The sequence below is a fragment of the Leuconostoc inhae genome (genome assembly GCF_019656015.1).
GTDB classification, from domain to species: Bacteria; Bacillota; Bacilli; order Lactobacillales; family Lactobacillaceae; genus Leuconostoc; species Leuconostoc inhae_A.
Genome location: NZ_BPKW01000029.1, coordinates 1 through 8073, shown reverse-complemented (window position 1 = coordinate 8073; position 8073 = coordinate 1). Strand labels below are relative to the sequence as shown.

At 33.5% G+C, this 8073-nt stretch carries 8 protein-coding genes and 1 pseudogene; 4 read left to right on the top strand and 5 right to left on the bottom strand.

All coding sequences use genetic code 11. The features are described 5' to 3' along the window. Positions 1–496: 496 nt before the first annotated feature. Both K5Q14_RS09685 and K5Q14_RS09680 read left to right on the top strand, forming a co-directional pair. Positions 497–1336: a ParA family protein gene (locus tag K5Q14_RS09685; protein ID WP_012304962.1), complete on the top strand. Its 840-nt coding sequence runs from the start codon at positions 497–499 to the stop codon at positions 1334–1336. Position 1337: 1 nt separating this feature from the next. Next, positions 1338–1697 carry a hypothetical protein gene (locus tag K5Q14_RS09680; RefSeq protein ID WP_013102149.1) on the top strand — a complete coding sequence of 120 codons (360 nt, stop codon included), beginning with the start codon at positions 1338–1340 and terminating at the stop codon, positions 1695–1697. A gap of 459 nt (positions 1698–2156) precedes the next feature. Here K5Q14_RS09680 and K5Q14_RS09675 read toward each other — a convergent pair whose 3' ends face one another. Further along, a complete protein-coding gene (locus tag K5Q14_RS09675; protein WP_220735499.1) occupies positions 2157–2606 on the bottom strand; it encodes a cupin domain-containing protein in 450 nt (149 codons plus the stop codon). Positions 2607–2817: 211 nt separating this feature from the next. Between K5Q14_RS09675 and K5Q14_RS09670 the strand changes: the two genes are divergently transcribed. Together K5Q14_RS09670 and K5Q14_RS09665 are read left to right on the top strand one after the other, a co-directional pair. Further along, on the top strand, positions 2818–3492 hold the full coding sequence (locus K5Q14_RS09670; protein ID WP_013102147.1) for a VIT1/CCC1 transporter family protein: 675 nt from the start codon (positions 2818–2820) through the stop codon (positions 3490–3492). A gap of 1 nt (position 3493) precedes the next feature. Next, on the top strand, positions 3494–4174 hold the full coding sequence (locus tag K5Q14_RS09665) for a VIT1/CCC1 transporter family protein (RefSeq protein ID WP_010387498.1): 681 nt from the start codon (positions 3494–3496) through the stop codon (positions 4172–4174). A gap of 80 nt (positions 4175–4254) precedes the next feature. Here the strand turns inward: K5Q14_RS09665 and K5Q14_RS09660 are convergent, their stop codons facing one another. From K5Q14_RS09660 to K5Q14_RS09905, 4 genes and pseudogenes are all read right to left on the bottom strand, one after another. Further along, positions 4255–5217, bottom strand: coding sequence for a cation:proton antiporter (locus K5Q14_RS09660; RefSeq protein ID WP_010277818.1), 963 nt, complete (start codon positions 5215–5217; stop codon positions 4255–4257). Between the two features lie 566 nt (positions 5218–5783). Continuing rightward, entirely contained in the window at positions 5784–7316 is a 1533-nt protein-coding gene (locus K5Q14_RS09655; RefSeq protein WP_010277814.1) for a ClC family H(+)/Cl(-) exchange transporter, read from the bottom strand. A 174-nt stretch (positions 7317–7490) separates the two neighbouring features. Next, positions 7491–7838 carry a FluC/FEX family fluoride channel gene (locus K5Q14_RS09650; RefSeq protein ID WP_013102144.1) on the bottom strand — a complete coding sequence of 116 codons (348 nt, stop codon included), beginning with the start codon at positions 7836–7838 and terminating at the stop codon, positions 7491–7493. Further along, positions 7835–7984, bottom strand: a pseudogene (locus K5Q14_RS09905) (fluoride efflux transporter FluC); the annotation flags it as partial. The gene K5Q14_RS09650 and the pseudogene K5Q14_RS09905, both read right to left, overlap by 4 nt. Positions 7985–8073 lie beyond the last annotated feature (89 nt).

Sequence of the window (8073 nt, the reverse complement as noted above, 5' to 3'; positions counted from 1 at the left end):
CTACCGAGTTGCAAGAAACACAACTACCCCCTACCTGTCATATCAACCATACCCCTTAAAGTGTTTGGCTTCACTCTTTTTGAAATCACCCACATTTACAACACAAAGGTTATGTTGTATAATAGAGCTACATTGATCAAACAAATAAGATGTATGTAGCTATCAAGGACGGCAATCCTTGGTGGCTTTTCTTTTATTCTTTTTTATTAACACTATCAATATAATACACCCTAATCACCCTGTCAACAATATATTTGTTTAATAGTGATATTTAACTATTTAACTATTTCACTATTTATATATATGGATATTTATAAATAGTGAAATAGTTAAAACGGGATATTTAACTATTTATAAACACTATAAAACCAGTATGTACAGCCGGTTAAATAGTTAAAAAGTTATATTTATCTATTGATATATTTATATATAGTGATATAGTTATATTTATAAATAGTTATATAGTTATATATTATTTTTTTATAAAGGACTAATCATGGAATTAAAAACAAATAGAAAACAAGCAATCACGCTAACAGTTGGAAACTTCAAAGGTGGTGTAGGAAAAACTACTAATAGTATTCTAATAGCATATACATTAGCGCAAAAAGGAATTAAGACCTTAGTTATTGATCTTGATCCCCAAGCAAACGCCACAAAAACACTAACTTTAACAAAGTTAAACCAAGATGAAGACGGAATACTCACGTTTGAAAAAACACTTATGCGTGGTATTGCTGACAATAAAATTGATGATCTACCAATAAAAATTATTGATAATTTATTTTTAATGCCTTCAAATATTGATTTCGAAGAATTTGCCAAGTTTTTATACCAAAACACAGACAATCAAACAGACGAAGATTTTTATTTTTCAAAACTATTAGATCCAATAAAAGAAAGCTTTGATATTATTATTATTGATGTTCCACCAATGTCTAAAGAAATTACACGTAATGCTGTTACTAGTTCTGACTATGTTTTAATTTCACTACAAACACAAGAACATTCACTAACTGGTGCTGAAAATTATATCGAAGAGTTAAATAAACTAAATGAAAAATATGATCTAAATCTAACAGTTGTAGGTTTACTGCCAGTTCTTTTAAAAAATACTGGAACAGTTGATGAATATATTATTGAAAATGCCAAAGAAATTTTCGGTGAAAGCAATATTTTCTCAACAATTGTGCCACAAATGGAACGTATTAAACGCTTTGATATAAATGGAATTACAAATCATGATAGACATGACTTAAAAGTTCTACAAAAGTATAACGAAGTCACAGATGAGCTAATTACTAGACTAAATTTTTATGAAAAAGAGGTAAACTAAAATGAGTAATAGCGTACTAAAAGGAATGAGCCCAAGAGTACAAGGTAACATCCCAGCTAAAGAACAATTTTCTTTAAATGATAGTAGAGAAAAGAAAGTAGCACCAAAACCACAATCTACAATTAAAACAGATACTATTGAAACTAAAAACAAAAAATCTAATAAAGAAAAATTTGTCAATCAAAAGTCGCAGATTAAAATTTCTGAAAGTATTAAAACGGAATTAGCTGCACTCAAAGCTATTAACAAAACAAAGTTTGACTACGAAGTAATAGAATTATTGATTGACAGTTATGTTCAAAATTCACTAACATCAACACAAAAAAGAAAATTTAAAGCATTAACCAGTGACGATTTTTAAATTGGTATAGATTGTGAAAAAAGCTTAAACCTGACTTTGTGAACTGTCGGAAAAGGGCAGGGGGATCACAATACACAAGTGCTGATTTTAATATTAAATATCAAAAGTCTGGATCGAAACATTCATACTCGCAGCAATGGCAAACATACGACAAGGGACATATGGAAGAGTTATATTGAAAGCATACCAAACATCAACTGAATTCCAAGCAGCTATCGGGTGGTATACTAATTTTTATAATCGCAACCTTACCTCAAAATTTCAAATGTTGCCTAAGCAACTGAACAAAAGTAGTTCAATTTATTGATTTCTGATCATAAAATATCGCCGACAATTCAATATTATCAAAACTAACATTCCTAAAATTTGTATCTTCTTTACTTTTTTCATCATTTCTCCTCATACACTGAAAAAAAAGCGCTTATGCGCTTTTGTCAAATAAATGTATGCTTTGTTAAATTACTCTTCAGAGCCTTCAAGCTCCCCTTCTTGAATGATAGCTTCTTCCTTGGTCGATTCTGTAACACCGTGTTCATGCTTAACTGGTGAATAGATAGAGTAGCACTTCATAACCTGATCACCAACATTGATAACATTGTGCCAAGTATTATCAGGAATAATAATGGCCTCACCAGGAGTAATATCCTTATCAATAGTCAATTTCTCTCTATCTTTTCCCATCTGAACATGTCCGACACCTTCAACTAAATAAATAAACTGGTCATTACCATGATGAATTTCCATTCCAATATCACCACCATTAGGTGGAATTGCCATTAAAGTAACTTGAAAATGATCTCCTGTCCACAAGGTTGTGCGATAATTAACATTTTTTATAGCCGCCTGACTAAGGTCAACAGCAAATGGATGTGGTCCGTAATCTTTCAACTTCATCTCATTGTTAGTCATTATTTAATTCCTCCTTTGCTCATTATAGCACAAATACATGATCTTATACTTAATTAGTGGGCGTCAAATAATGAGACCAAACCACTTATTTGATCAGTATAAGATCAATGAAAATAATCAACTGTGTATCACCACGGCATGTTTTGCAGTAATTTGTAATGTTCATTTAATTCTTGTAATTAACCGTAAAATAAAATGTTATAATTTACACATGGATATACAAATTAGTAAAAAAATAAATATTCTACGTGCCATTGTGATGGGAGCGAACGACGGTATTATTTCAATTGCTGGCGTTGTTTTTGGTGTTTATGGGGCCTCAATGAATACTTGGACAATTTTTCTGGCTGGCCTGACAGCAACAATCGCCGGTACTTTTTCAATGGCCACAGGTGAGTATGTATCCGTAAATTCACAATTAGATTCAGAGCGTTCAGCTAAAGACGAACAAAGAAGTGCGCTAGTTAATAATTTTTCACAAGAAGCTCAATTTCTGATACAACACTATCAAACGGATGGCATCAGTGAGGAAAATGCACGGTTACTTGCGCAACAAAGCATGCAAAAAGATGCATTAGGAGAAACCTTACACGCACGCTATGGCATAAATGAGGATGATTTTATCTCGCCAGCTGAAGCTGCTATTGCTTCAATGATGGCTTTCCCCCTCGGTGCCATCCTGCCAATGGTCGGTATGATCTTTGTCCCGATGACATACCGTGTCGTCATAACTCTTATTTTTGTAATTTTCGCCTTGGTTTTAACCGGCTATTTCTCAGCCGTGTATGGAAATACACCAAAAAAAACAATGATTTTACGAAACGTACTGATGGGGCTATTAACAATGTCCGTGACATACTTAATTGGCTTATTAATGGCTGCGTAATATGGAATACAAAAAATTGACTTTATCAGAAAAATTAAATATTATTCGTGCTGGAGTGTTGGGCGCCAATGACGGTATTATTGGTGGCGCTGGTGTCATCCTCGGTGTTACTGGTGCGACTACCAATAATACAGTCGTCTTTGTAGCTGGTATTGCTGAAATGCTCGCTGTTGCTTTTTCTATGGCGTCAGGGGAGTTTGTTTCGGTTTCGTCACAAAAAGATACAGAAAAAGCAGTTGTTGCAAAAGCTGAGACCCTTTTGGCCACCCAACCTACAATTGTGCATGATGAAATTGCTATATATTATGAACAACGGGGTGCTGATCCTAAATTAGCCGCACGTGTGGCGGATGACCTGATGACAAATGATGCTTTGAAACACTATGTACAAATTAAGTACGGTATTGTAGTTGGAAAGTATTTAAGCCCTGCACATGCCTTAGTATCATCATTTATTGCCTCAATATCTGGTGGTATCTGGCCATTACTATCCGTGATATTACTACCCGACAATCTGAAAGTTATAGGAACAATTTTAGCAACACTTTGGGCACTTTTTTTAACTGGTTGGCTAAGCGCTTGGGCGGGACGAGCACCAATAATTCCAGCTATTTTACGCAACATATTCACAGGAGTGCTCACAATGGCCTTCACTTATTGGCTTGGAACCTTGTTTAAGTAGCAAAATGAAATTTTATAACGCATAACCTGACAGAAACCAATCAGCCATTTGCTAATATAACAACTTTTATAATTGTAATATCAAATCTTTTTGAACAGTGGTTTCATGATTATCGGAGCTACTATTGTTGAAACGATGACAGCAACAATAAACTCCGCTGAAGTATAATCATCAATAATATGTGATGATATACCTATTTGAATAATCACAAGGGCCATCTCACCTCTAGAAATCATGCCTGCCCCAATTGCACTTGAAACTCTGGTATCTAGACCAGAAATTTTTGCTCCCCATAACGAGCCAACAAATTTTGTGACAATAGCTAGAATACTAAAAATTATAATAGCTGTTATCTTATCTCCCAGTCCCTGGATTACGATTTCAAGACCGATGGACCCGAAAAATACAGGGTAAAAGAAAGAATTACCCATTTTCGTACTGATAACACCAATTTTATCAGAAAAATTATACTTCCTGAGTAGTATACCTAACGCAAAAGCGAGTAATGGTAAAATACTGTTTATCCCCAGTGCACCTCCACCTACTAAAACAGAAAATAAAGTCACCGCAAACAAAGCAATTATGTCATCTATTACAGCCGCCGAAAGTATGATTGCTCCTATTGCAGTGGCTAATTTTTTTTGTTCCGATAGTACAGCTAACGTTATAGAGATTGAAGTTGCAGAGAACACAACACCGGCAAATATGGAAGTCTGTATATTATATCCAAGCAATAAAAATGCAATCGGGAAAGTAATTAAGGGTAGTAGTACCCCCATAACTGCAATGAGTGACGATGCTTTAATGTATCTTTTCATTTCCTTTAAATCCGACTCTAGTCCCGAATTTAACATCAGTAAAAAAATACCTATCTCAGCTATCAAGTGGATTAAATTACTTGACTGTACTATATTAAATATGCTGGATCCTAAAATGATACCTGAAAATAGTTGCCCAACAACTTCAGAAAAACCAAACCAGGTGCCTACCTTTCCCAGAAAAATAGTAACTATGACTAAGAACATGATTAATAGATATTCCATTATTTCTCCTAATATTTAAAAAGCTCCAAAAAATGCTAGTTCCCCGACTAACAATTCTTGAAGCTTGCGCCCAACCGTTTAAATTAAATTAAGTTAAATATACCATAGTTTTATTATTCAAATCAAATTTCGCTATATATTATTGTCCTGATCCTACGATATAATTTTTAAAAAGACATTTTCTGTCTCTAATTAAAAAAATATGATTTTTTATTAGCAAAAAAGGAATATATAGAAATTGTTTAAACAAAGAACTTACACCAAAAAAAGCTGATGGTTAGTACAAAACTAATTTTTATATCATCATACTCCATCTCTTCTTAGGCAAATTTTTATTTTGATACAATTATGTTGAATATAATTTCACTATTACGATGTGCTCACTCAATCAAAACACTCTAAATTACGATAAAGTGATGTTATCTCAATTGAATTTGAAACTAAAGCTGGTTCCAATTATTTGTAAAAAAGAATCTCCTGGTAATTATTTCTGTAATTGTAATTTAATTGATAACGAATTTATCTTTTCGACGCAAAAACTCTAAAATCGTGTTTTTGAAATTTATTTAGTTGTTAAGTGATAGTTGATTTCTAGTAATTTTTGCATCTTTTTGGTTCATTCTAATATAAATAATATCACCAGCACGTAATACTAAGTCTCCTTTGGGAATCAGTACATTTTCAGATCTTCTGACCAGTGTAATCAAACTATTTGATTCCAGTTGTAAGTCTCTTATTTGTTGATCTTCTAGCATACCACCAGCAAGAACAGTGACTTCCATAGTTATCATGGAGGACGTCGCTAAATGCGCTGGTTTTCTTTTCAACAAACGTTCTAATAAAGATTCATATATTGGTGCACCATTTAATAGATCAACTACTAAGTAGGCTACTAAACTTACAAGTGCTAAAGGTAAAATGTGGGTCACACTCCCAACCATCTCAAAGATAAGAATAATTGCAGTAAATGGTGCCTTACCAATACATGCGAAATAACCTGCCATACCGATCACAATAAAGTTTAAAGCATAATTTGCACTCATGAGATGTAAATAGACAAATATATGAGCCATCAATGCGCCACTTAGTGCACCTAGAGTCAAAATAGGTAAAAATATTCCCCCTGGCAGACCGGAACCGTAACTAATCATTGAGAAAACAAATCGAACTAACAAAATTACGATGATCATTTTCATTGTCATAGGTGCTTCTTTCAGTGATAAAATTAAATTATTTCCCCCACCTAAAAGATTTGGCCATAAAATTCCAATCGGTATCACCAAGATAAACGGCACGATACCGTATAAATATTTAGGAACCCTAATTTTACTGTAACAATTTAAGCTGAATAGTAAAAATTTTTGATATAAAAAGCCAAATAAGCCTAATATAATACCAAATACCAACAATAAACCATATAACTGTACCGGGAAAACGCTTAAGTGTCCAATAGATAAAACTGGTGTTTGGCCAAACAAAACCGTAGAGACAAAATCCGAAACGCTTGCGCCTGTCAATGCACCAACCCAGACAAAGGGAGAAATACTGTGATAGACTTCCTCCAATACAAACATAACGCCGGCTAAAGGTGCATTAAATGCAGATGATAAACCTGCAGCGGCACCACTGGCTATAAGCCCTTTCGATTGATTATGACTAAGACGTTTATATGATGCCACACCCTGACCAATTGATGCACCCAGTTGAATTGAAGGACCTTCCCGCCCCAGCATTAAACCACTACCAATAGCCAAAATTCCTGATATAAATTTCCGCCACAATGTCGACCACCAGTTTATTTTTAGTTCACCCAATAATAGACCTTCAACCTGTGGAATGCCGGAACCGGATATATTAGGTTCTTTGTTTAACATCCATGAAACAATTAAAAAACAAATTAAATTAGCAGTTATCACTAAAAATATTAACGCTATATTGCCATGTGAAATATCGAGATACAGCGTTTGCACAAATTGAAGCAATTTTTCAATTGTCCAGCGGAAGACACTAACAACTATTCCTGTTAAAAAACCTATAAGTGTGCCATATAATACTACTGACAGCTTTGATGTATTGAGTCTAATTCTTTTTTTAAACATAAAATCAGTTTACAACAAAAAGGGGGTTGATTCCAAATACAGGAAAATTTAACGATTTTCTTTATATATTCTCATTCTTTGATTAAAACAGAATCAAGCGAATTCGTTTTGTGTATGTATTAACAAAACATCAAAGACATTTAAAACTGCGTGTTTCACATTCAAAGTATTTCGTTAAACGTGTATGTGTATAGCTACAATAAATAAAAAAATTCCTAAGACTAATGTCAATGCAAAATATACCATACTCCGTTTAAAACTATTAAACTGCTCTCCCTGTGTCATCATGGTGCTGAATGTCGTCAAGCCGCCAATAAAACCCGTTCCAATAATAATATGCCAGACGTTGCTGTTCATATTAACTGATAATACACCCATCAAAAAAGCACCAATAATATTAACATAAAAAACACCTGTGAAAAAATTTGTAATCCTTGGCATAAAACTTATAACTAGATATCGAATAACAGCACCTAGCCCAGCAGCTAAACAGAAATACAAATAAAAGTTAAAAAAATTCACTGATTTAATCTCCGATTTTTTCCTACATTTTTCCCAAAAACAACTGCAATGTAAGCCAGTATAAAACTAATTAATGTATAAATAATACTAATTAAAAAATTTTCTCTACCTAATTGATTAATTTGAAGTATAAATGTGCTGAATGTTGTAAAGCCACCTGCTCATAAGTCAATAAATCGGACTATTTTTTATCTAGGGCTGCAGTGATTAAGCTACTTTCATTTTTCGATCGGCA

Excerpts from the sequence above, each read along its gene's own strand:
- K5Q14_RS09685 (WP_012304962.1), top strand. The coding sequence starts at position 497 with ATGGAATTAAAAACAAATAGAAAACAAGCAATCACGCTAACAGTTGGA.
- K5Q14_RS09680 (WP_013102149.1), top strand. The coding sequence starts at position 1,338 with ATGAGTAATAGCGTACTAAAAGGAATGAGCCCAAGAGTACAAGGTAAC.
- K5Q14_RS09675 (WP_220735499.1), bottom strand. The coding sequence starts at position 2,606 with ATGACTAACAATGAGATGAAGTTGAAAGATTACGGACCACATCCATTT.
- K5Q14_RS09670 (WP_013102147.1), top strand. The coding sequence starts at position 2,818 with ATGGATATACAAATTAGTAAAAAAATAAATATTCTACGTGCCATTGTG.
- K5Q14_RS09665 (WP_010387498.1), top strand. The coding sequence starts at position 3,494 with ATGGAATACAAAAAATTGACTTTATCAGAAAAATTAAATATTATTCGT.
- K5Q14_RS09660 (WP_010277818.1), bottom strand. The coding sequence starts at position 5,217 with ATGGAATATCTATTAATCATGTTCTTAGTCATAGTTACTATTTTTCTG.
- K5Q14_RS09655 (WP_010277814.1), bottom strand. The coding sequence starts at position 7,316 with ATGTTTAAAAAAAGAATTAGACTCAATACATCAAAGCTGTCAGTAGTA.